Annotated in this window: 1 protein-coding gene; it reads left to right on the top strand. The window is 52.3% G+C overall.

Translation table 11 applies throughout. The annotated features are described in order from the left end of the window. Positions 1–1697, top strand: a 1697-nt coding sequence (locus R7Q11_RS24650) for a tandem-95 repeat protein (protein WP_225466820.1), incomplete at both ends; no start/stop codon positions are given.

Here is a 1697-nt window from a genome sequence, read left to right as displayed (position 1 = left end):
CTGGATACCAATAACGGTCCAGCCAACGGCACGGTCTCTGTCAACCCGGACGGCAGCGTGACCTACACGCCGAACGACAACTACCACGGTACAGACAGCTTCACGTACATCGTTACGTCGGGTGGGGTCAGTGAGTCCACCACGGTGAACGTCGATGTCACACCAGTGAATGATGCGCCAGTGGCAAACGATGATACCGCTGTTACTGACGAAGATACACCAGTGACGATTGATGTCTTGCCAAACGATACTGACATCGATGGTGATACGTTAAGCATTGATTCGGCGTCTGTGCCGAGTGACCAAGGTACAGTTGAAATTGTTGACGGCAAGTTGGTGTTCACACCGGCTGAGAACTTCCATGGTGACGCTGAAATCACTTACACCGTTAGCGATGGTGCACTGACTGACCAAGCGACGGTCAACGTCACCGTGAATGCGGTGAACGACACGCCTGTGGTTGAAAGTAGCATTGCAGACCAAACCTTGGCGGAAGATTTCACCCCATACAGCATCAATCTGAATACCGCTTTCAGCGATGTGGATAACGTGGATGGCGAGTTAACGTTTAGCGTCTCTGGTAATAGCAACATTCAAGTGGCGATCGTCAATGGTATTGCTACGTTCACTCCAACGGCAGACTGGAATGGCTCAGAAACCCTAACCTTTACCGCCACCGATCCAAGCGGTGAAAGCGTTAGCCAAACGGTGAACTTTACGGTTACCCCTGTAGCGGACATCGTGGCAGACAACGCGACAGTTGTGGAAGACACGCCAACCATCATTAAGGTCTTAGGTAACGATACGTTTGAAGGCGACGACAAAGTGGTGTCGCTGGATACCAACAACGGCCCAGCCAACGGCACGGTCTCAGTCAACCCGGATGGCAGCGTGACCTACACGCCGAACGATAACTACCATGGTACAGACAGCTTCACGTACATCGTCACGTCGGGTGGGGTCAGTGAGTCCACCACGGTGAACGTCGATGTCACACCAGTGAATGATGCGCCAGTGGCGACCAATGACACGGCGATTACTGATGAAGACACGCCAGTGACGATTGATGTCTTGCCAAACGATACTGACATCGATGGTGATACGTTAAGCATTGATTCGGCGTCTGTGCCGAGTGAGCAAGGGACAGTCGAGATTGTTGACGGCAAATTGGTCTTCACACCAGCTGAGAACTTCAATGGTGATGCCGAAATCACTTACACCGTCACCGATGGTTCACTGACCGACCAAGCGACGGTCAACGTCACCGTAAATGCGGTGAACGACGCGCCTGTGGTTGAAAGCAGCATTGCAGACCAAACCTTGGCAGAAGACTTTACGCCATACAGCATCGATCTGAATACGGCCTTCAGTGATGTGGATAACGTGGATGGCGAGTTAACGTTTAGCGTCTCTGGTAATAGCAACATTCAAGTGGCGATCGTCAATGGTATTGCTACGTTCACTCCAACGGCAGACTGGAACGGCTCAGAAGCATTGACGTTTACGGCGACCGATCCAAGCGGCGAAAGCGTTAGCCAAACGGTGAACTTCACGGTTGCGCCTGTGGCGGACATCGTGGCAGACAACGCGACGGTTGTGGAAGACACGCCAACCATCATCAAGGTCTTAGATAACGACACGTTCGAAGGCGACGACAAAGTGGTGTCGCTGGATACCAATAACGGTCCAGCTAACGG

This window comes from Vibrio sp. 970, from assembly GCF_033339075.1.
The sequence above is the reverse complement of the archived record's forward strand: the minus strand, read 5'-3'. Positions and strand labels throughout refer to the sequence as shown.